Annotated in this window: 19 protein-coding genes and 2 pseudogenes; 14 read left to right on the top strand and 7 right to left on the bottom strand. The window is 72.1% G+C overall.

Annotation, left to right across the window (positions count from 1 at the left end; translation table 11 throughout):
- Window positions 1-92 precede the first annotated feature (92 nt).
- Complete coding sequence (locus ABTY98_RS20265) at window positions 93-464, top strand: BlaI/MecI/CopY family transcriptional regulator (RefSeq protein ID WP_352222308.1); 372 nt, start codon at window positions 93-95, stop codon at window positions 462-464.
- A complete protein-coding gene (locus tag ABTY98_RS20260; protein ID WP_352222307.1) occupies window positions 461-1,390 on the top strand; it encodes a M48 family metalloprotease in 930 nt (309 codons plus the stop codon). Before ABTY98_RS20265 ends, ABTY98_RS20260 begins: the two co-directional genes overlap by 4 nt.
- A gap of 33 nt (window positions 1,391-1,423) precedes the next feature.
- Here ABTY98_RS20260 and ABTY98_RS20255 read toward each other — a convergent pair whose 3' ends face one another.
- Both ABTY98_RS20255 and ABTY98_RS20250 read right to left on the bottom strand, forming a co-directional pair.
- Window positions 1,424-2,161: a polysaccharide deacetylase family protein gene (locus ABTY98_RS20255; protein WP_352222306.1), complete on the bottom strand. Its 738-nt coding sequence runs from the start codon at window positions 2,159-2,161 to the stop codon at window positions 1,424-1,426.
- Window positions 2,158-3,552 carry a glycosyltransferase gene (locus ABTY98_RS20250; RefSeq protein ID WP_352222305.1) on the bottom strand — a complete coding sequence of 465 codons (1,395 nt, stop codon included), beginning with the start codon at window positions 3,550-3,552 and terminating at the stop codon, window positions 2,158-2,160. The genes ABTY98_RS20255 and ABTY98_RS20250 overlap by 4 nt, the downstream gene beginning before the upstream one ends.
- A 169-nt stretch (window positions 3,553-3,721) precedes the next feature.
- Here ABTY98_RS20250 and ABTY98_RS20245 point away from each other — a divergent pair, with 169 nt between their 5' ends.
- From ABTY98_RS20245 to ABTY98_RS20215, 7 genes and pseudogenes are all read left to right on the top strand, one after another.
- Window positions 3,722-4,135, top strand: coding sequence for a BlaI/MecI/CopY family transcriptional regulator (locus ABTY98_RS20245; RefSeq protein WP_352222304.1), 414 nt, complete (start codon window positions 3,722-3,724; stop codon window positions 4,133-4,135).
- Window positions 4,136-4,139: 4 nt separating this feature from the next.
- Window positions 4,140-5,159, top strand: coding sequence for a M56 family metallopeptidase (locus tag ABTY98_RS20240; RefSeq protein ID WP_352222303.1), 1,020 nt, complete (start codon window positions 4,140-4,142; stop codon window positions 5,157-5,159).
- A gap of 135 nt (window positions 5,160-5,294) precedes the next feature.
- Window positions 5,295-6,233 carry an ATP-binding cassette domain-containing protein gene (locus ABTY98_RS20235; protein WP_352222302.1) on the top strand — a complete coding sequence of 313 codons (939 nt, stop codon included), beginning with the start codon at window positions 5,295-5,297 and terminating at the stop codon, window positions 6,231-6,233.
- Window positions 6,230-7,069: an ABC-2 transporter permease gene (locus tag ABTY98_RS20230; RefSeq protein WP_352222301.1), complete on the top strand. Its 840-nt coding sequence runs from the start codon at window positions 6,230-6,232 to the stop codon at window positions 7,067-7,069. Before ABTY98_RS20235 ends, ABTY98_RS20230 begins: the two co-directional genes overlap by 4 nt.
- An 18-nt stretch (window positions 7,070-7,087) precedes the next feature.
- Window positions 7,088-8,383, top strand: coding sequence for a sensor histidine kinase (locus ABTY98_RS20225; RefSeq protein WP_502994286.1), 1,296 nt, complete (start codon window positions 7,088-7,090; stop codon window positions 8,381-8,383).
- On the top strand, window positions 8,380-9,048 hold the full coding sequence (locus tag ABTY98_RS20220; RefSeq protein WP_352222299.1) for a response regulator: 669 nt from the start codon (window positions 8,380-8,382) through the stop codon (window positions 9,046-9,048). Before ABTY98_RS20225 ends, ABTY98_RS20220 begins: the two co-directional genes overlap by 4 nt.
- A 24-nt stretch (window positions 9,049-9,072) precedes the next feature.
- Window positions 9,073-9,407: pseudogene (locus ABTY98_RS20215) on the top strand (hypothetical protein); the annotation flags it as partial.
- On the opposite strand, the gene efeB reads toward ABTY98_RS20215, so the two are convergent.
- The 3 genes from efeB to ABTY98_RS20200 all read right to left on the bottom strand — a co-directional run bounded on the left by efeB (window position 9,393) and on the right by ABTY98_RS20200 (window position 14,175).
- The gene (gene efeB, locus ABTY98_RS20210) at window positions 9,393-10,670 is read right to left on the bottom strand and encodes an iron uptake transporter deferrochelatase/peroxidase subunit (protein ID WP_352222298.1); all 1,278 of its coding nucleotides are present in this window, start codon (window positions 10,668-10,670) and stop codon (window positions 9,393-9,395) included. The pseudogene ABTY98_RS20215 and the gene efeB sit on opposite strands and share 15 nt — an antisense overlap.
- Window positions 10,671-10,729: 59 nt before the next feature.
- On the bottom strand, window positions 10,730-12,757 hold the full coding sequence (gene efeU / locus ABTY98_RS20205) for an iron uptake transporter permease EfeU (protein WP_352222297.1): 2,028 nt from the start codon (window positions 12,755-12,757) through the stop codon (window positions 10,730-10,732).
- Window positions 12,758-13,329: 572 nt separating this feature from the next.
- Window positions 13,330-14,175, bottom strand: coding sequence for a DUF1206 domain-containing protein (locus tag ABTY98_RS20200; protein ID WP_352222296.1), 846 nt, complete (start codon window positions 14,173-14,175; stop codon window positions 13,330-13,332).
- A gap of 195 nt (window positions 14,176-14,370) precedes the next feature.
- Between ABTY98_RS20200 and ABTY98_RS20195 the strand changes: the two genes are divergently transcribed.
- From ABTY98_RS20195 to ABTY98_RS20185, 3 genes are all read left to right on the top strand, one after another.
- Window positions 14,371-14,739, top strand: a complete 369-nt coding sequence (locus ABTY98_RS20195) for a DUF6479 family protein (protein WP_352222295.1) — start codon at window positions 14,371-14,373, stop codon at window positions 14,737-14,739.
- A gap of 173 nt (window positions 14,740-14,912) precedes the next feature.
- Complete coding sequence (locus ABTY98_RS20190) at window positions 14,913-15,473, top strand: hemerythrin domain-containing protein (protein WP_352222294.1); 561 nt, start codon at window positions 14,913-14,915, stop codon at window positions 15,471-15,473.
- Window positions 15,474-15,684: 211 nt separating this feature from the next.
- Window positions 15,685-16,197, top strand: coding sequence for a hypothetical protein (locus ABTY98_RS20185; RefSeq protein WP_352222293.1), 513 nt, complete (start codon window positions 15,685-15,687; stop codon window positions 16,195-16,197).
- Between the two features lie 28 nt (window positions 16,198-16,225).
- Here ABTY98_RS20185 and ABTY98_RS20180 read toward each other — a convergent pair whose 3' ends face one another.
- Entirely contained in the window at window positions 16,226-17,755 is a 1,530-nt protein-coding gene (locus ABTY98_RS20180) for an FAD-dependent oxidoreductase (RefSeq protein WP_352222292.1), read from the bottom strand.
- A gap of 392 nt (window positions 17,756-18,147) precedes the next feature.
- On the opposite strand from ABTY98_RS20180, the pseudogene ABTY98_RS20175 reads away from it, so the two are divergent.
- Window positions 18,148-18,312 (top strand): annotated as a pseudogene (locus tag ABTY98_RS20175) (DUF4232 domain-containing protein); the annotation flags it as partial.
- Window positions 18,313-18,385: 73 nt separating this feature from the next.
- Window positions 18,386-18,523, top strand: coding sequence for a hypothetical protein (locus ABTY98_RS20170; RefSeq protein ID WP_352222291.1), 138 nt, complete (start codon window positions 18,386-18,388; stop codon window positions 18,521-18,523).
- Window positions 18,524-18,630: 107 nt separating this feature from the next.
- On the opposite strand, the gene ABTY98_RS20165 is transcribed toward ABTY98_RS20170, so the two are convergent.
- The gene (locus ABTY98_RS20165) at window positions 18,631-18,981 is read right to left on the bottom strand and encodes a helix-turn-helix domain-containing protein (RefSeq protein ID WP_352222290.1); all 351 of its coding nucleotides are present in this window, start codon (window positions 18,979-18,981) and stop codon (window positions 18,631-18,633) included.
- Window positions 18,982-19,672: the final 691 nt, after the last annotated feature.

Here is a 19,672-nt window from a genome sequence, read left to right as displayed (position 1 = left end):
GGATGCGCCACGACGGAGGCACCAGGCAAGTGACTACAATCCAGTAGACGGTCTACTCAACTGTAGACGATCGTGGAGTGAGGGACGTTCCCATGACCGACACGAGGGACGAGAGGCGGCCGGCCGGCGAGCTCGAAGCGGCCGTCATGGCCGCACTGTGGGCCGCCGGGGCCCCGCTCACGCCCGGGCGGGTGCAGACCGAACTCGGCGCCGGTCTGGCACGCACGACGGTGGCGACGATCCTGACCCGTCTGCACGAGAAGGGCGTCGTCCGCCGTGAGCGGCAGGGGCGCGGCTTCGCCTACCTCCCGGTCCAGGACGCTCCCGGCCTGACCGCTCGGCGGATGCACACCGAACTCGACCGGGACGCCGACCGGGAGACGGTCCTCGCGCGCTTCGTCGCCCAGCTCAACCCGGGCGACGAGCAGGTCCTGCGCCAGCTCCTGGACGGTGACGAGCGATGACCGCCGTGCTGTTCGTACCGCTGATCCTGCCCTTCCTCGCGCCGACGCTGGGCCGCCGGACTCTCGACCGTCTCTCCCCCACCACCGCGCTGTGGGTCCTGGCCGCCTCGGCCCTGGCGCTGGCGGGAGCCTGCGTCGCCGCCCTCGGAGCACTGGTCCTCACCGGACTGCTCAAGCTCCCCGCCTTCGCCGCCCTCGGCCAGCTCATCCACCCCCTGCGCACCCCCTCCGACTACGTCGTCGTTCCCGCGGCGACGGCGGCCACCGGGGTGCTCGTCCTCAGCGTCCTGACCCTCGTGCGTTCGGCCTTCCGGCAGACCCGCGCCTTCCGCACCGCCCGGACCCAGGCCGACCGCCGCCCGGCCGCCGGTGACCTCTGCGTCGTCGACTCGCCCCACCCGGACGCCTACGCCCTGCCCGGACGACCCCACCGCATCGTCGTCACCACCGCGATGCTGCGCAGCCTGGGAGCTGCCGAACGCGAGGCCCTCTTCGCCCATGAACGGGCCCACAACCGGGCCGGCCACCACTACTTCCTGGCGGTCGCCGAACTCACCGCCCACTGCCACCCGGCCCTGCGCCGAGTGCGCGAGACCATCCGGCTCGCCGCCGAGCGGGACGCCGACGAGGCCGCCGCCACCGCCGTCGGGGACCGGCGTCTGATCGCCACCGCCATCGCACGCGCCGCCCTGGCCGGCCACGCCTCCCCCACCACTCGGCCGGACTTCGCGCCCGCAGCGACGACGGGCCCGGTCTCGCAACGTGTCGCCGCCCTCCTCGGCCCCGCCGGGAAACGCCCGCGAGCCACCCGCACCACCGCGTTTCTCCTCGTGGTCTGCACGCTCCTGTCCGTCGCCGCCGGAACGGCCGGCGTCGTCGACTTCCATCACGAGGTCGAGGTCGCCCAGGGCGAGGTCACTCCCTGACCGACATGGTCCCGCTGCGGACCCGCCAGTGCGTCAGGCCGGCTGGGGCCGGCCGTGGTCGTACAACCGGCCGACCTCGTAGCCCCGTTCCCCGCAGGTGTCGAGGATGAGGGGCAGGGCACCCAGGGCCGAGCGCCAGGCGCCCGGGGCGGAGGTGCAGTCGGAGTCGTGGAGCAGGATGGTGCCGCCGCCGTCCAGGCCGGCCTCCACCGTGCGGTGGACGGACTCCGGTGTGGCGCGGGCGGTCCAGTCCTCGCCCCAGCAGGTCCACAGCACCGGCGTGAGACCGAGGCGGCGGGCGGCCAGATGGGCGGCGGTGGACATCACGCCGTACGGGGGCCGGAAGAGCGTGGGCATGCTTCCCGTGATGTCGGCGACGGTGTCGCGGGCGCGGGCGAAGTCGTCGTACGTGGCGCGCGGGCCGCACAGCAGCAACGGGCGGTGTCGCCAGCCGTGGACGCCGATCTCGTGTCCCGCCGCGGCGATCTCGCGGACCAGGCCGGGCGAGCGGCGCGCCTCCCTGCCCAGCAGGAAGAACGTCGCCCGGACCCGGCGCTCGGCCAGCAGGCGCAGGAAGTGCGGGGTGGACAGCGGGTCGGGTCCGTCGTCGAAGGTGAGGGCGATGTGGTCCGGGCGGCCCCGGCCCGCCAGGCGCGGCATGGCGCGGTTGCGCAACGGGCCGAAGGTGGAGACCACGGGTGCGGCGTGGGCGGCCACGAGGGCGGGCACGGCGGCGAGGGCGGCGGTGCGCAGCAGGCGGGCGGCGGTCACGAGTGGTGGCCTTCCGAGCCGGCGTGGTCGGGGTGGTCGTCGACCAGGTCGAGGCGGTGCCCGATGGCATGGATCACGCCTGAACCGTCGTACGCGGCGGCGATCCCCGTGCCGACGGCACAGGCCCACAGTCCGCTGGCCACGACCACGGTGGCGGCGAGCCGGCGGGCGGCGGCCCTGCGCCGACGTGCCGACGGTCGCGGAGGCAGGGGCGGCAGCCCCAGGCGGTGGACGCGCGCTATCTCCGCGGCGGGGCCGCCCTCGGGCTCGTCGGCGAAGAGTGCGAGACCGGCCGTGCGCCGACGCAGGCCCAGCGGGCCGTCGATCAGGTCGCGCAGTACGTCCTTGAGCTGGTCCGGGTCACGGATCCAGACCGCCGCGCCGGCCTCCTCCAGAGCGGCGGCGTTCGTCAGCCCGTGGCCCGGTATGCACCGGTAGCTCGCGACGGGCAGCCCGACGGCGAACGCCTCCAGGGAACTCAGCCCGCCCGCGTTCTGGACCAGGACATCGGCGGCGTGCATCAGCGCGGGCATGTCGTCGACCCAGCCGTAGGCGTGCTCGATGCCGTCCGCGCGCAGCTGTGCGGCCAGCTCCTCGTTGCGGCCGCAGACGACGACCGGGACGGCTACGCCGCACTCGCGCAGTTCCAGGGCGACCTGACGGACCGGTCCGACGCCCCAGGAACCGGCGACCAGCAGCGCCAGCGGGGCGTCGGCCGGCAGCCCGAAGCGGACCCGGGCCGCCTCGCGCTCCCGCGCACCGCCGGGACGGAACCGCGGATCCACCACCGGCCCGCACACCCGGACGTCCCGCGCCCCGGCGGCTCGCGCCTGGGCGGCGGGCACGGCGTGCGCGGCGAGGTGCACGTCGACACCGTCCGCCACCCACAGCGGGTGCACGGAGAAGTCGGTGAGATACGTGAGGACGGGCGCGGCCAGCCGTCCCCTCAGCCGCAGGCTGCCCAGGACACGGCTGGCTCCCGGGTAGGTGGAGACGACCGCGCCGGTGCCGGGATGCAGCGCCCGCAGCATGCGCTCCTCCGCGGTGCGCAGCAGCGCCCTCGCCAACGGCCCGCCGCCACCTGCGCGTTCGGTGCTGCGGTAGACCCGCTGGTAGGCCCAGGGGGCCCGGACGAGCATGCGGTGGTATCCGTCCCGGACGAGCCGTCCCAGCCGGGCGGGCAGCAGGTCCAGCAGGTCGAACCGGTCGACGACGATGCCGTGGGCCGTGAGCCGGCGGGCCAGTTCGGCGGCGGCGCCGTCGTGGCCGGCGCCGATGCTCGCCGAGACGATCGCGACGCGCTCGGCCTGGGCCGTGGGCGGCGCCGGCTCGGGGCGCAGCGCGCCGGCCGCCAGGGCCCGCAGATGCACCGTACTTCCGAGGTAGGGCATGGGATGGTTCCTCCGCGAGTGGAGTGGGCGACCGGACTCTACAACATGTAGTAGATAACCTCGTACGAGATGTAGTAGTTCCGTCGGCGGTGGCCCTGTGCCGCGTTCTACAAGCCGTAGTAGCCCCCCCCGGCTAGGCTGGTCCGCCGAGCGGGAAGGTTGGTGGACGGTGCGCGACCACAAGAGCGACGAAAGCAGCGGAGCGAGCGGCAGGAGGGCACGCGGCGAGCTGGAGAGCGGCGTTCTCGCCGCCCTGTGGGCCGCAGACCAGCCGCTGACCGCACGGCAGGTCCTGGAGCGGCTGCCCGGGGACCTCGCCTACACGACGGTGCTGACGATCCTGTCCCGTCTGCACGACAAGGGCATGCTCGTACGGCACCCCGAGGGCCGTGGCTACGCCTACGCGCCCGTCCGGGACGAGGCCTCCCAGACCGCCGTGCAGATGCACAGCCTGCTGAAGCGCGGCTCGGACCGGGAGGCGGTGCTGTCCCGCTTCGTGTCCGAACTCTCCCAGGAGGACGAGCAGTTGCTGCACCGCCTGCTGGGCGGGCAGGACGCCGGACACGGCGACGACGGGCCGTGATCCGGTGACGATCAGCGTCTACATCCCGCTCCTGGTCACCGTCGTCCTCGCGGTGCTCGCCCCCCGGGCCGCCCGGCGCCCGGCGCCACGGCCTGCCGCCTGGGCCCTGGCCTGCACCGCGCTGGTGACCGCGGTCGGCTGGCTCGGCTCGCTGGCCCTGCTGGCGTTCATGGGGTTCGCGCAAATCCCCGAGGTCGCGGAGGAGGGCCACTGGTCGGTGGCCGCGCTGCGTACCGAGGACCCGGTCTCCCTGTCCGTAGCGGCCGTCAGCGCCCTGGCCCTGGCGGCGGGGCTGGCGTCGCTGGGCGTGGCCGCCGTACGGCAGGTCCGCCATGCCGTGTGGGCGCGGCGGGAATGCGGCCGGATGCCCGGAGACACCGAGCTGGCGGTGGTCGACGACGAGGTTCCGCAGGCGTTCGCGCTGCCGGGCGCCCCGGGACGGATCGTGGTCTCCAGTGGGATGCTGCGCTGCCTCGGTGACGTGGAGCGGGAGGCGCTGCTGGCGCACGAACGGGCCCATCTCCGCGGCCGCCACCACCTCTTCCAGGCGGTGTGGCGGCTCACGGCCGCCGCCAATCCGCTGCTGCGCCCCCTCGCCGAGGCAGGTGGCTTCGTCCTGGAGCGCTGGGCCGACGAGGAGGCCGCCGCCCGCGTCGGCAGCCGTACGGTCGTCGCCCGCGCCGTCGGACGGGCCGCACTCGCCTCCGCCGGCGCGGCGCGCCCCGCCGCCCTGGCCGCGACCGGCGGGGCCGTGCCCCAGCGGGTGCGGGCCCTGCTGGACCCGCCTCCCCCGCGCCGCACCCTGCCCTTCGTGGCGGGCGCCCTCCTGCTCACCCTGTGCTGCGCGGGCCTCGCCAACGCCGCCTCCGACAGCGAGGACCTGGTCGACAGCGCGGTACGGGCCCAGTGCGCGGCGGACGCCGGAACGCCGGGCGCGGCGTGGGCGGGGCACCGTCCGCAGCGGCCGGACGACGCCTGCTGCGACCACCACGGAACCGACGAACACGCACCGCACCGCAGGTAGGGGCGTAGTACCGCGGTACCACGCGGCCGGCACGGTTCAGGCTTCCGGTACCACGGGATCGGCCGATGCGGCTCTTAGCGTGGCCTGTGAGGCGCAGAAGGCGACCGACGCCCGAGCCCAACAGGGAGAACGCGGATGATCGAGGCACGGCAGCTGACCAAGAGGTACGGCGAGAAGACGGCCGTCGACGGGCTGGACTTCGTCGTGAAGCCGGGCACGGTGACCGGCTTTCTGGGGCCCAACGGCGCGGGCAAGTCCACGACGATGCGCATGATCGTCGGCCTGGACGCCCCGACGAACGGCTCCGTCACCGTCAACGGACAGCACTACGCCCGCCACCAGGCCCCCCTCCAGGAGGTCGGCGCCCTGCTGGAGGCGAAGTCGATCCACCCGGGCCGCTCGGCCCACAACCACCTCCGAGCCCTCGCGCTGACCCACGGCATTCCGAGCCGCCGGGTCGACGAGGTCATCGACCTCGCGGGCATCGGCAGCGTCGCGAACAAGCGGGCCGGCGCCTTCTCCCTCGGGATGGGCCAGCGGCTCGGCATCGCGGCGGCTCTGCTGGGCGATCCGCAGACGGTGATGCTGGACGAGCCGGTCAACGGGCTGGACCCGGAGGGCGTGCTCTGGATCCGTAATCTGCTGAAGGCGCTCGCCGACGAGGGCCGCACGGTCTTCGTCTCCTCGCACCTGATGAGCGAGATGGCTCTGGTCGCGGACCACCTGATCATCGTGGGGCGTGGGCGGCTGCTGGCCGACACGACCGTGGGCGACCTGATCCGCGAGGCGGGCGGCGACACGGTGCAGGTCGCGTCGCAGGACCCGGCGCGGCTGCGGGACGTGCTGGCCGGGCCGGGCGTCGACGTCACCGGCCGGATCGGCTCCGAGGAGCTCCAGGTGACCGGGCTGAGTGCCCGCGAGATCGGCCTGAAGGCGGCGGAGCACGGGATCGCGCTGTTCGAGCTGAGCGCGCGGACGGTGTCACTGGAGGAGGCGTTCATGGACCTGACCAGGGACGCCGTGGAGTACCACGGCTCCACGACCGGGATCGAGACCCTCGGGAGGCCCGCATGAGCACCCTCACCGCAACCGTCGAGGAACCCAGGACCGCCCCGGACCGCCCCGCCTACCGGGTGACGGGACGGCGGGTCCTCGCCTCGGAGTGGGCGAAGCTGTGGTCCCTGCGCTCGACCTGGATCACCCTGGGCCTCGCCCTGCTGTTCATGGTGGCGTTCGGCCTGATCGCCGCGAGCCGCTACAAGTCGGGGTTCAACTCCGGCCACCTCGACCATGACTTCGCCGACCGGACGGCCGTCAGCCTGTCCCTCTTCGGTACGAACTTCGCCCAGCTGGCCCTCGGCGTGCTCGGCGTGCTGGTCACGGCCGGTGAGTACTCGACCGGCATGATCCGCTCGACGCTCGCGGCGGTGCCCCGGCGGCTGCCGGTGCTGTGGTCCAAGGCGGCCGTGTTCGGGCTGGTCGCGCTGGCCGTGGCAACCGTCGGTGCCTTCGTCACCTTCCTGATCGGGAGCGGGATCGTCTCGGGCACGCCCGCCGCCATGGGCCTCTCGCACGCGGGTGTCCTGCGCAGCCTGCTCGGCGCCGGGCTCTATCTCGGCCTGGTCGGGGTGATCGGCACCGCCCTGGGCGCGCTGCTGCGATCGGTGGCCGGCGGGATCTCGGTCCTGGTGGCCGCCCTGATGCTGATCCCGGGACTGATCTCCCTGCTGCCCAGCTCCTGGCAGGACAACATCAGCCCCTACCTGCCCTCCAACGCGGGGGAGTCGATGTTCGCCCTGACCCACGACTCCACGACCCTGTCACCGGGCGCGGGACTGCTGGTCTTCCTCTGCTGGACGGCGCTGGCACTGGCCGGAGCGGCGTACCGGCTCACGCGCAGCGACGTGTGACGACCGCATCATGGACAGGTGACGTCCGTGAGCACCGATGACCTCAGCGGGATGGGACCGCTGGTCGCCCGGCTGTCCCGGGGCGGCCAGCGGTTGCGGCATGCCGACCGGGCGCATCCGTGGGTGCTGGACACCGCGGTCGTGGCCCTGGTCTTCCTGATGTTCTGCCTGCCCGACCTGTTCCCCCACGGCGGCGGCGACGGCGGCGACGGCGACGGCCGGCATTTCCGGCTCGCCTTCACCCAGCTGCCCGTCGCGGGAATGCTGACGCTGCAGGCCGGACTCGTGCTGCCCCTGCTGTGGCGGCGGAGGAGGCCCGTGGCGGCCTTCGGTGTCATCGCCGCGGTGTTCGTCCTCCAGTGGTCCCTGGGCGCCGCGCTGCGCGCGGACGTCGCCCTCTTCGTCGCCCTGTACAGCCTGGCCCTGCACGGAAAGTGGCGGCAGCTGCCGTGGGCCTGCGCCGCCACGGCGGGTGCCATGGTGCTGGTCGCCGTGCGCGCGTCCGCCGCGGTGTCCGTCTGGGACGCGCTGTTCTTCCTGCTCAGCACGGCGACCGCGGCCCTCGCGCTCGGCCTGATGGTAAGGATCCGACGCGCCCAGCTCGCCGGACTGCGCGACCGGGCCGCCCGGCTGGAGATCGAGCGCGACCAGCGCAGCAGACTGGCCACGGCCACCGAACGCACCCGCGTCGCCCGCGAGATGCACGACATCGTCGGCCACAACCTGTCCGTCATCATCACGCTCGCCGACGCCGGCGCCTACGCCACCGACCTCGCACCCGAACGCGGCAAGGAAGCCCTCCGGCTCATCGGGGACACCGGCCGCCAGGCCCTCGGCGAACTGCGCCGCGTGCTCGGCGTGCTGCGCGAGCCGGCGGACGGTCCCCGGGGCGGCCCCGAACTCAGCCCGCAGCCCGGCATCGCGGACATCGACGCGCTGTGCGCCAAGGTGCGCGCCGCCGGTCTTGAGGTCGTCTACCGGACCTCCGGCGACGTGGAAGCCCTGGACAGCGGGGTGCAGCTGACGGTGTACCGCATCGTCCAGGAAGCCCTCACCAACACCCTCAAGCACGCCGACACCGACGCCCGGGTGCACCTGGCGATCATCGAGACGGACACCCGGCTGACCATCCGGGTCCAGGACACCGGCCCGGCCATCACCCTGCCCGGACCGCACGAGGAAGGACACGGCCTGGTGGGCATGCGGGAACGAGCGGCTCTGTACGGCGGTACCGTCAGCGCCGGTCCGGCGGCCGGCGGAGGATGGAGCGTCGAGGCCGTCCTCGACCTGACCCCCGAAGGCGGTGCCCGGTGACGACCGTGCTCATCGTGGACGACCAGCCGCTGCAGCGGTACGGCTTCCGCATGCTGCTGGACTCCATCCCCGAGACCGAGGTCGTGGGGGAGGCCGCCCACGGGACCGAGGCCGTGCGCAAGACGGCCGAACTGCGTCCGGACGTGGTCCTGATGGACGTACGCATGCCCGGCATGGACGGCATCGAGGCCACCCGCCGTATCGCAGCGGCCGGTGAGCGTTCGCGTGTCCTCGTGCTCACCACCTTCGACCTCGACGAGTACGTCCACGCCGCGCTCCGCGCCGGTGCCAGCGGTTTCCTGCTGAAGGACGTGCGCCCCGACGAACTCCTCGCGGGCATCCGGGCCGTCGCCGCCGGCGACGCGGTCATCGCCCCGGCGCTCACCCGCCGCCTCCTGGACGAGTTCGCGCGCTACGTCCCCGCCCGCCGCGGGGAAGCCGGCGAGGACTCCAGGCTCGGCTCCCTCACCGACCGCGAACGCGAGATCCTCGTCGCCATCGGCAAGGGCTGGACCAACGGCGAGATCGCCACCCGCTTCGTCCTGTCCGAGTCCACCGTCAAGACCCATGTCGGCCGCGTCCTCGCCAAGATCGGCGCCCGCGACCGCATCCAGGCCGTGATCTTCGCCTACGACCACGGCCTCGCCAGGCCCAACGCCGACTGAGAGCGAGCGTTGGCCGGCTCTGCCACCGGCCGCGGGTCGTTCTACTGGCCGGCCGTGCTGTTCACGTTCGCCCTCGGCACCGCCGCCGGCGACACCTGGTCTCCGAGCGCATGGACCTCGGCCACGGGCTGTCCGCGGTTCTGTTCGCCCTGTCCACCGCGGCGGTGGCGATCGCCCCCTTCACCCTCGGCCCGGACGCGGTGTGGAGCTTCTGGACCGCCTACATCCTCACCCGTCCGCTGGGCGCCTCCATGTCTGTCGGTGACCCGCAAGGACGCCACGGATTCGGGACGCGCCCCATGGCAGGCGGCCTGAACGGCTTGGGCGGGCCCGAGGTCGCGGGGTCAGGTGGCGAGTAGCCCGCGGCCCAGCCAGTCCTTGCTGTCGCGGACTCCGGGCAGGGCGAAGAAGTAGCCGCCGCCGGTGGGTGAGATGTAGTCGACGAGGGGTTCGTCGATCAGGCGGGTCTGGGTGGCCTCGAACTGCCGCTTGACGTCCTGCTGGTAGCAGCAGAAGACCAGGCCCATGTCGAGGTTGCCGACGTCGTCGATCCCACGGTCGTAGTTGTAGCCGCGGCGCAGGATGCGGGTGCTGTCGGTCTTGGCGGTGCGTGGGTTGGCGAGGCGGATGTGGGCGTCCAGCGGTATCGCGTTGCCCTGCGGGTCCTTGGCGTAGTTGGGGATGTCGGTCTCCTTGGCCCCGTCGAGCGGGGCGCCGGTGTCCTTGCGGCGGCCGAACATCTTCTCCTGCTCGGTGAGCGAGACGCGGTCCCAGAACTCCACCAGCATGCGGATGACGCGGATCACCTGGTAGCTGCCGCCCGCGGCCCAGGCGGGCTCGCCGTCGCCCGCCCAGACGAGGCGGTTGGTCTCGCGAGCGGAAGTGACGTCGGGATTGGCGATGCCGTCCTTGAACCCGAGCAGGTTGCGCTGCGCGCCGGTGGGCCGCGGGGTGTTCTGGAAACCGTCGATACGCCACTTGATCTGCAGGGCGCCGCGGGTGTGCTTGGCGATGTCGCGCAGCGCGTGCAGAACGGTGTCCTGCCGGTGGGCGCAGATCTGCAGGGACAGGTCACCGTGACACTCGGCGGCCTTCAGGTTGTCGTTGGGGAAGGTCCGCATCGGGGTCAGGCTGCGGGGCCTGGCCTTCGCGAGGCCGTAGCGGTCGTCGAACAGGGACGCGCCGACGCCGACCGTGACGGTGAGGCCGTCGGCGGGGACGGTCGGGCCGAGGATGCCGTTGTCGGCGGGCGGGGCGCCGACGCCGAGGTCGGCGGGGGTGCCGCCGGAGGTGAGGAAGCGGGCGCGGCTGGTGATCGTCTTCAGCAGATCGGCCAGTGCGTCGCGGTCGTCGGCGATCACGTCGAAGGAGACGAAGGTGGCGGCCGAGGGGGCGGGGGTGACGATGCCGGCCTGGTGGGTGCCGTGGAAGGGGACCCTGGCGGCGTTCTCCGTCTGCGTAGCCGCGTCGGCGGTGCCGCCACCGCTCTCCGCGAGCGCGAGGCCGCCGCCGGCCAGGACCGCTCCGGCGGCTCCGGCGCCGAGGGCCGTCTTCACGAACGAGCGGCGGCCGGTACCGGCGGGGCAGCCGCCCTGCGGGGCGGTGGATTCGGCGGACGGCATGGGGGCGTTCCCTTCCCTGGGTACGGGGTCGACGCTGTGGCGGGGTGCGGGGGTGGGCATCAGGCTGACTTCCGGATCTCCAGCAGGTCCGGCACCGGGGAGAGGTCTTCCAGGAGCTGGCCGGTGGCTCCGTCGACACGCGCCCGGGCGGTCGCGTCGAGGCCGCTGACGGGGGTCCAGGAGCCGCCGTGGTGGGCGGCGTCGAGAAGCTTCTGCAGCCGGGCGATGTCCGAGTCGAGGGTCGGCAGCAGGTGCGGGGAGTGGGTGGTCAGCAGCGGTTCGAGTACGGCGAGCAGCTCGCGGGTGCCGGCGAGGTTGGCGTCGGCGGTGGCGAGGTTGGTGCCGCTGCCCTCGTCGGTGTCGCCGGTCAGCTCGAACTGCAGGGTGTTCTCGAGGATTTCGTGGGCCCGCAGCGGCAGGTCGGAGGGGTCGAAGTCCTGGCGCGGAAAGGCTTCGCGCAACCCCGCGACATCGGCGGCGAGTTGCTGGGCCGGGCCCGCGAGCGCGGCCGCGGACTCACCGTGCCACAGGCCGTACTCGAGGCGGTGGAAGCCGGTGAAGTCCTTGTCATGAACGCCGCCGGGCAGTCCGTCGGCCCTGCCGTTGATCTTCTGGTCGAAGTCCTCGAACGTGCCGTAGGCGGCGCCGAGGGAGGCGTAGGTGCGGTGGGCGGTGAGCCAGTCGGTGCGGGCCCGGTCGAGGTGGCCGCCCTTGATGTCGGCGGCGAGCGAGCGGGTCTGGGCGACGAGAGTGGCCAGGCCCTGGTCGACGTACGCCCTGTACTGCTTCAGGGGTGTGGCCAGGTCCCGCGCGGAGACCGGCACGACCGCCTTCGCCGCTCCCCCACCGGTGACACGGACGGCCTTGGAGGTGACCGCGGTGCCGCCGGTGGGGACACACCGCCAGGCGTACGTGCCGCCGGCCACGGTGGCGACCAGGGCACGGGTGGTGCCGGGGGCCAGGCCCTCGATCTCGCCGTAGACCGCGTTGGTGTCCGGGTCGACGAGATACACCTCGGAGGTCTTGTCGCCGGTGTTGTGCATCTGGAAGGTCTGCCGGCCCGGCTTCGGCGCGGAGAAGCCGTTGCCGCACTCCTTCCCGGAGACGGCGACGGTCTGCGCCGCGGCGGGCTTGGGCCGGCCGAAGGCGACGGCGAGGCCCGCGATCACGGCGGGGACGGTGACGACGGCGACGGGGACCACCCAGCCGGGGCGGCGGCGCACCGACGGGGCGCCCTGTGCGGAGACCGCCTTCCGGGCGGCGGGCCCTGCTGCCGGGGCACGCACTCCGCGGACGAACAGCGTCATCACCGTGGCGAGGTAACCGACGTAGCCGGCGACCTGCAGCCAGGTCATGGTCGGCGTCAGGTTGAACACGCCCTGGACCAGCGTGCTGTACCAGGAGCCGGCGTCGACGCTGCCGCTCAGGTCGATCGCGTAGGCCGTCCTGCCGGGCAGCACACCGCCCTCCTGCAGATCGCGCAGGCCGTAGCCGAGGACGCCGGCCGCGATGACGATCAGGACGGCACCGGTGGCGGTGAAGAACTTCGTCAGGTTGATCTTCAGGACCCGCCGGTAGAGAGCCCAGCACAGGGCTGCCGACAGGACCAGGCCGACCGCGGCGCCGGTCAGGGGACCGGCCGACTCGCCGGCCGCCTGGGCGGTGGTCCACAGGAACAACGCGGTCTCCAGGCCCTCCCGGCCCACGGCGAGGAAGGAGGTGAGGATCAGGACCCCCGCGCCCATGGTCAGCGCCCCGGTGACCCTCTCCTTGATCTCGCCGGACAGCGTGCGGGCCGAGCGGCGCATCCAGAACACCATCGCGGTGACGAACGCGACCGCGATCACACTGAGTGTGCCGCCGAACGCCTCCTGAGCGGTCGCGGACAGGGACGCGGCGGTGAAGGTGAGGACCGCACCGAAGCTCATCGCGAGCGTGATCGCCGCGAGCACGCCCGTCCACACCTGCGGCAGACGGGAGCGGGCGTCGGCCCTGACGAGAGTGGCCACGAGGATGGAGACGACGAGTCCGGCTTCGAGTCCTTCCCGCAGTCCGATCAGGAAGCTCGGAAACGCGTCATCCCACATGCGGCTCTCCCTGCCCGACCTCCGCCACTGACAGCTTCATTAGCGTAGGCATACCTAACCAAGAACCGATCCATCATGACTACAGATCTGTAGTCATTCGGTCATGGGGAGGTAATGCCGAGGTAAAACCGTCGGGCGGCGCGGGCCGGTGCGCCGGTCAGCGGCGCGGCGTCACGGTGGTCGTCGACCACCAGGGAGAGCGAGGTCCGCGTACGTTCGAGCCCCTACTTCGCCGCGGCGCCGGACGGGCCGCGCACACGAGGCCGAGGCAGCCAAGTAGCCAGACCTGCGCCCGCCGGGGCGCGGAGTCGATGGGTAGCGAACGCCGCTCGCTCCTGCTCGGCTGCGCCGGTCTGATCCTCGGCATGGTCGTCGTGGCCATGGCACTGCTCACCTCCGACCTGGCACTCCTGACCGTCGGCGGCGCGGTCTCCGGAGTCGGCCGGCAACTGGCCTTCCGCGCCGGTTTGGAGACGGTGGCCGGCCAAGCCCCGCCGGAGACGAGAGGATCCGTCACCTGCGCGTTCTTCCTCGTCCTGTACTCGTCGTGTGCCGCGTTCTACCGGCGGCTGTCAGACGTTGCGCCAGCGTGCGTTGGCGCAGGAGAAGACCCCGAAGGCCATGAGGCCGACCGCTATCAGCGCCAGCAGCCAGGGGCCCGCAGGGGTGTCGGCGAACGTACGCAGCGTGTCGTCCATGCCCTTGGCCTCGCCGGGCTCGTGCCGGACGGCCGCGGCGATGGCGAAACAGCCCGCGGTGGCGAAGACGATGCCCCGGGCCGTGCCGCCGAACATACCGAAGAAGGCCACGAACTTACGCGTCCGCTGCGACATCTCCGACATCCTCAGGTGCTTCTCGAACTTGCGCATCAGGGCCCGGACGGCGATCCAGACGCCGGCAGCGGTCACCGCGGCACCCGCGACGCCGACGATCCACTGCCCTCCGGGCCAGTCCAACGCCTTCGCCGTGACGTCCTGGGAGTTCTTGTCGGAACTGCCGCTGCCGCTGCCCTTGTCCCCGGCGGCGTAGGAGAGCACGGAGTATGCGACGAATCCGTAGAAGCAGAAACGGCCCGCGGCCATCGCCCTCCTGCCCGGCTTCGCGCCGTCGGGACCCGCCTGCCCGAAGGCGGCCTCGGACAGCCGCCACAGGGCCATCCCGGCCAGGGCGATTCCGAGCAGCCACAACAGTACGGCGCCGAAGGGCTTTTGGGCGATTTCGGCGATCGCGCCGCCCCGGTCGGCCTGCTGGCCCCCTCCGGAGAAGGCGATCCGCAGTGAGAGAACGCCGATGAGTGCGTAGAGGACCCCGCGGGCGACGAAGCCTGCACGGGCCGCTGCCGCGACCGCTCTGCTGTTCGCCGCACGTTGAGCCTGACCGAGTCCGCGTCCGCGCGCCGTTGCCGATCCAGTAGCCATGTCCTACCGGATGCCCCGGAAGGACGAGGCAATCCCGGAGACGACTCTCCGCTTTGTCTGGCCACGCACACCGGCATGGCCGACACACGGAATTTCGTCCACTCCGTGCGACGCTACCGATGCCCCGGTGCACGCCACGTCAGCCATGACCCTTCGCCCTGGCATTCGCTGCGGGCCGGCGGGTACCCGGCGCCCATGCACACGACCCATGAGCAACTGGCCGCCGCCGGCTCGGTAGCAGGGGCGGTCGTCATCATCGTCTGCGGTCTTCTCCTCACGGCCGCACTGGTGGGCGCCGTACGCTTCGGAATCGGCGCCCGGCGCAAGGAGTCCCCGCCACCGCGTCGCGGGGACCACCCCACACCGCCGCCCTCGGGGCCGGTGCGGGAGGAACAGAACATGCGCGAGCCGAACGAAGTGCCCCGGGCGACCGGCGACGACGACCGCCTCACCCCGCACCAGCTCGGAAACGCCCCCAGCAGGCCCGGCGAGAACCAGACCCGCCCGCGCTGGGAGCCCGGCTCCAGCGGATCCTTCGGCAGCGGAGGCGGCGGCGCCAAATAACCCGCCCACCGGCCCTTCTACGTGCGACGGTCACCGAGTGCCGAGGTAATGGCCGAGGCGTCCGACCGGGTGGACCTCGCCCTGGGCTGCGCCGCGTCCGGCCGGATCGGGAACCAGTGACAGCTGGGCGGGATCGTCCCGGCCGAGCACGACCAGCGAGAGGCGGACACACGATGGGGCATGGCGGAGACGCGCTTGCGGAACTGATGGCCGACCACCGGGAGGTCGAGAAGATGTTCGCCCGGATCCAGATGATGCCGGGCGGCGGGCAGGAACTCCGTGACCTCGTGGACGAGGTCACCATCGAGCTGGTACGGCACTCGATCGCCGAGGAGGAGTACCTGTACCCGGCGGTACGCGAGCACATCGACGGCGGCGACCGGATCGCGGACAAGGAGATCGCGGACCACAGCCGCGTCGAGAAGATCCTCAAGCAGCTGGAGAAGACGGACACCGAGGACTCCCGGATGAGCCCGCTGCTGCAGCAGCTCATGGACGAGGTCGCCGCCCACGTCCAGGACGAGGAGGACAACCTCTTCCCGATGCTGCGGCAGGCTTGCTCTCCCGAGGCGCTGAACGACCTCGGAGACAAGATCCGCCGGGCCAAGTCCCTGGCCCCGACCCGCCCGCACCCCGCGGCCCCGAACACTCCGCCCGCGAACAAGCTCCTCGCCCCGGGCGCCGGTCTGGTGGACCGGGCCCGCGACTTCATCACCGGCCGCGGCAGGTCCTGACCCACCCCCGCAGGGGCAGGCGGCACACGTCCGGGTTCCTGATCGGGAACCCGGACGCCTGACCTCCTGTGATGTGGCTCATTCCCTCTTCGGGTCCGGCTGCCTACGCTGGTGGGTCACGAGCGGGGCAGCGTGGCTCCGCGAAACAGCTCGCGGGACCGATCTGCCGGACACGGCCACAGGCGAGCACGTTCCCAAGGGACCCGCCGCCGTGACCGACGATCTGACACCTGTCATAACCGCTTCCACCCGCTGGCTCCTCGCCGCCTATCCCGCCCCCGGCGGCGCGCTCAGCCGGGCGCTGGCCGAGGCCCAGGCCCGCCAGGCCGTCGCCCTCGCCGCCACCCTGCGGTTCCCCACCGACCTCGACGTGCAGCTGCTCCACCTGCTCGCACCCAGCGGATCCCATCGCCTGGACTGGCTCACCGGATGCGAGCCGCAGCCCGACGACACCGCCTGGCGGACCTGGATCGACGAAACCGTCGTCAGCTGGGCGGCCTGCCTCCTGGCCGACCCCGCCCTGGCCACCCACGCCGCCCGCCAGGCCCACTCCGTGAGCGAACACGAGTCGGTCGACGGCCTGCGGCGGCTGACCGACCCCGGGAAGTGGGACACCGAAGCCGCCGCTCTGCTGCGCCATCCCGACCTGCTCGAGGACATCGCCGGCCTCCACCGGCCCCAGCTCATGGAACTGCTCAGCCTCGACAGCGCGGAACTGCCCTGATCCAAGCGTCCGGGACCCCCCGTGCGCCTCACAGATCCCGCTTCTCCAGCGGCTTCACGGCGGGCCCCTGGAGGATCCGGCCGTCCGGGGCGAAGCGGGAACCGTGACACGGGCATTCCCACGCCTGCTCGGCACGGTTGAAGGCGACGAGACAGCCGAGGTGGGTACAGGTGGCGGACACGGCCTGGAGCTGCCCGCTCTCGTCGCGGTGAACGGCGCACGGATGCCCGCCGAGCCTCACCACGGCGCCGTCGCCCGGGACGATGTCCTCCGGCCGCGTTCCGGTCAGCGTCGGCAGCCGGTCGCCGATGAAGTGCCGGGCGACCTGAGCCTGGTGCCTCAGGAACGACACCCCCTCGCGGATCACCGGGCCCAGGCGCCGAGGGTCGTACAAACCGGCCCACTCGACCTCACGTCCCCCGACGAGGTCGCTGATCAGGCGGCCCGCCATGATGCCGCCGCTCAGACCCCAGCCGCCGAAACCGGTGGCCACGTAGGTGTGGCGGCTGCCGGGGTGGAGCGGCCCGACCAGGGGCACGGAGTCGGTGGAGTCGTTGTCCTGGGTGGCCCAGCGGTGGGTGAACGTCAGCCCGGGGAAGTGCTTGTCGGCCCAGTCGGAGAGCCGGGCGAAACGCTGCTCGACGTCGGCGGAGCCGGGCGTGAAGTGTTCGCCGGTGACGATCAGCAGGCGTTTGCCGTCCCCGTGGGGTGCGCTGCGCACGGACCGCGTGCCCTGCTCCGGCGTGATGTACATGTCGCGCGGGGCCCGGTCCTCGTCGACGGTCCCGGCCACGACCAGCTCCCGGCGCGGGGAGAGCCGGGTGAACAGCAGGGCCCGGTCGAAGACGGGATAGTGGGTGGCGACCACGACCGTGTCGGCACGCACCGACACCCCCGCGTCCGTCTCCAGCACACAGGGCTCGCCCTCGGTGAGGCCCACGACCCGTGTCCCCTCGTACACCGTGCCGCCGCGCCGGCGCAGGTCGTCCGCCAGTGCCAGCAGGTACTTGCGGGGATGGAACTGAGCCTGCCCGCTCACCCGGACCGCCCCGGCCACCCCGAAGGGCAGGTCCGTCTCCGTGACGAACTCGGCGGGCAGCCCGGCCTCCCGCGCCGCCCGGGCTTCCGCGCGTAGTTCCTCCCCCCGCGTGGGGTTCTGCGCGTACGTGAAAGCCGCCGCTTCCTCCCACTCACAGTCGATGCCCAGCTCGGCCACGATCCCGGCGGCATGCCGGATCGCCTCGCTCTGCGACAGCGCGTAGAGCCGCGCGCCCTCGGGGCCGCGGGTCCGGCGCAGGTGGTCGTAGATCAGGGTGTGCAGGGCGGTCAGCTTGGCCGTGGTGTGCCCGGTCACCCCGGCGGCCAGCCGGTCCGCCTCCAGCACCGCCACCTCACGCCCCTGCCGGACCAGCTCCCAGGCCGTACTGAGCCCGGCGATGCCACCGCCGACCACGGCGACCTCCACGGAAAGGTCACCGGACGGCGGCGGCGCGGGATGGACGGGCGGCGCCGTCTCGAGCCAGTACGACCCCCGGATCCCACTCTCGGCGTCTTTCATGGCCGCACCCCTGTCTCAGTGTTCATGGCCGCCGGGTTCCCGCCACGGTGACATGACACCCAGCACTGGGTCGGAAGCCGCAGGACGGTGCCCCCTTCCGGCAGGGAGCGGCGCTCGACCTCCCCAGGCGATGCGCCGCTCCCTCACCAGCCCGCCTCGACTACCCCCGGACGCTCGCCGTACACCCGCAGCGCACCAACCGCCTCACGCAGTGCCGCGGCAGCGGTTCACCCCGTTTCGGGGGCACTTCTGGGTGCCCTTCTCGCGCTGATGTCCGCCGTGTGTTACGGCATCGTCGACTTCGCCGGCGGCATCCTGTCCCGCCGTGTGGCCTTCACCGCCGTCACCCAGCTCGGTCAGTTCGGCGGCTGCTGCCGCTGACCGTCACCGAGGTGTCCCGCCCGATCAACCACCTGCTGCTCAAGGCCACCAACACCGGCACCAAGCCCTGCTACGCCTGCATCGCCCCCTACCTGAGGGCCGCCGCCGACGCCCAGGCCCCCCTGCCATGGGCCGAGGAGACCACGCCGCAGGCCGTGGTGACGCTCAAGCCGGGCCGGTCCGCGTACGCGGGCATCACGACGTCCACCCCCCGACGGCGAAGGCGGAGCCAAGGAGAAGACCCTGGGCGTGTTCTTCACCGACAGGAAGGGCAACGCGATCAACAAGGAAAGGACCCTGAAGCTGCCGAAGGGCGGCGTCTTCTTCAACAGCGCTGCCACCTTCACCTACTGGCAGGACAACGCGAAGGACGCACTCGCCTGGTAGCCGCCCTGAAGCACGTCGGAGAGGGTGACGAGATCGAGCTCGCGCTCCGCCTGGCTTTCAGATCGGTCGTCGGGCGGGCTCGAGCCGGCCCGCCCGCGCCCGCACGATCAGCTCGAACCGGGACTGGAAATGCCGGAAGCCTCGTTCGCGGCACGGCGGTACTCGGCGTTGATGCGCTGAGCTTCCTCGAGCTGGTCCTCGAGGATGACGATGCGGCAAGCAGCCTCGATCGGGGTTCCCCTGTCGACGAGTTCGCGGGCGCGGGCGGCGATCCGCAGTTGGTAGCGGGAGTACCGGCGATGACCGCCCTCCGAACGGAGCGGAGTGATCAGACGAGCCTCACCGATGGCTCTGAGGAAGCCAGGGGTGGTGCCGAGCATTTCGGCGGCCCGGCCCATGGTGTATGCGGGGTAGTCGTCGTCATCCAGACGATCGCCGAGTGGAGTATCTGCTGCCATGTCACCTCGTTGTACAACGCGTCGAGGGGCCCTGGTGCCGTACGGCACCAGAGCCCCGAAGGAAATTGAACACCATCTGTCGGCCCTAATGCTGCGCCGACCTTCTGTTTGCGCTACCCGGCCCGGTAAGGGGAGGGGTGCGAGGATCGCGGCTGCGTGACCGGGGACCACCTTCCATTCCGGGTCGTCTTGCGGTACCCGGACCGAGAGCTTCTCGGGCCGGGCGATCCTGATGGCGTCTAACTCCTCCGTCCTTCCTCTGAACCAACCACCTGATGTACGGGTACTGCGGTACTGCTCGGTGATGCTGTTGGCAGCCCCTCGACCTGCGGGCTGCCCAGTGCGGTTCTCAGCCCCGTCACCGTGGTGCAAACGCGTTGGCTCCGGAGCTCCAGATCCGCACTGACCTGCAACTTCAGGTACTGCTACCCGGCAGTTCGTGTCTGCCGGGTCTCACTTGACCGTGTCGACGAGAAGAAGACTAACCATCCCAGGATCCAATGTCTACTCCGACAAGCATAGATTTTCGCACGCAGGGGTCACCGGCAGTCGCCCCTTGCCGCCCCCGGACACGGAGAGACGGCATACGGCGGTGAGGGCCCTGCCGGTGACCCCTGCGTGCGAAAATCTATGCTTGTCGGAGTAGACATTGGATCCTGGGATGGTTAGTCTTCTTCTCGTCGACACGGTC

It is taken from the genome of Streptomyces sp. NPDC096040 (genome assembly GCF_040303265.1).
Lineage (GTDB): Bacteria > Actinomycetota > Actinomycetes > Streptomycetales > Streptomycetaceae > Streptomyces.
Note: the sequence above shows the minus strand (reverse complement) of the source record. Positions and strands in the feature narration are given on the sequence as shown.

What these genes read in the sequence shown, in the direction of transcription:
- ABTY98_RS20265 (WP_352222308.1), top strand. Translation starts at nt 93, where the DNA reads ATGACCGACACGAGGGACGAGAGGCGGCCGGCCGGCGAGCTCGAAGCG.
- ABTY98_RS20260 (WP_352222307.1), top strand. Translation starts at nt 461, where the DNA reads ATGACCGCCGTGCTGTTCGTACCGCTGATCCTGCCCTTCCTCGCGCCG.
- ABTY98_RS20250 (WP_352222305.1), bottom strand. Translation starts at nt 3,552, where the DNA reads ATGCCCTACCTCGGAAGTACGGTGCATCTGCGGGCCCTGGCGGCCGGC.
- ABTY98_RS20235 (WP_352222302.1), top strand. Translation starts at nt 5,295, where the DNA reads ATGATCGAGGCACGGCAGCTGACCAAGAGGTACGGCGAGAAGACGGCC.
- ABTY98_RS20230 (WP_352222301.1), top strand. Translation starts at nt 6,230, where the DNA reads ATGAGCACCCTCACCGCAACCGTCGAGGAACCCAGGACCGCCCCGGAC.
- efeB (WP_352222298.1), bottom strand. Translation starts at nt 10,670, where the DNA reads ATGCCGTCCGCCGAATCCACCGCCCCGCAGGGCGGCTGCCCCGCCGGT.
- efeU (WP_352222297.1), bottom strand. Translation starts at nt 12,757, where the DNA reads ATGTGGGATGACGCGTTTCCGAGCTTCCTGATCGGACTGCGGGAAGGA.
- ABTY98_RS20200 (WP_352222296.1), bottom strand. Translation starts at nt 14,175, where the DNA reads ATGGCTACTGGATCGGCAACGGCGCGCGGACGCGGACTCGGTCAGGCT.
- ABTY98_RS20195 (WP_352222295.1), top strand. Translation starts at nt 14,371, where the DNA reads ATGCACACGACCCATGAGCAACTGGCCGCCGCCGGCTCGGTAGCAGGG.
- ABTY98_RS20190 (WP_352222294.1), top strand. Translation starts at nt 14,913, where the DNA reads ATGGGGCATGGCGGAGACGCGCTTGCGGAACTGATGGCCGACCACCGG.
- ABTY98_RS20180 (WP_352222292.1), bottom strand. Translation starts at nt 17,755, where the DNA reads ATGAAAGACGCCGAGAGTGGGATCCGGGGGTCGTACTGGCTCGAGACG.
- ABTY98_RS20165 (WP_352222290.1), bottom strand. Translation starts at nt 18,981, where the DNA reads ATGGCAGCAGATACTCCACTCGGCGATCGTCTGGATGACGACGACTAC.